The organism is Hyphomonas sp. UBA3601, from assembly GCF_002375605.1.
Taxonomy (GTDB): Bacteria; Pseudomonadota; Alphaproteobacteria; order Caulobacterales; family Hyphomonadaceae; genus Hyphomonas.
In genome coordinates this window covers 1-308 of sequence record NZ_DFME01000140.1, presented here as the reverse complement: position 1 = coordinate 308, position 308 = coordinate 1, and the positions used below count along the sequence as shown (strand labels likewise).

Genomic DNA, 308 nt, shown 5'->3' with positions numbered 1-308 from the left:
GGCGTCAGGATTTCTACGCCTGGCACGGCTTCCAGCGCATCGGCGAGATCACAGGCCGCCTCATGGTTCAGCAGGGCGAGCTGCTCCAGACCCTTGCCCCCGAGTAGCGTCATGTGCGCGGTGAAGGCCAGCGCGCAGAGTCCGGAATTGGTGCAGATGTTTGAGGTCGCCTTGTCGCGACGAATATGCTGTTCGCGCGTCGAGAGCGTCAGCACGAACCCGCGATTGCCGTTCGCATCGACCGTCTCGCCACACAAGCGCCCCGGCATCTGGCGCACCAATTTCTGGGTACAGGCGAACAGGCCGAC

1 pseudogene is annotated in these 308 nt (G+C 63.6%); it reads right to left on the bottom strand.

What is annotated here, in order from left to right:
- Positions 1-308 (bottom strand): annotated as a pseudogene (locus B4F73_RS15770) (glycine dehydrogenase); the annotation flags it as partial.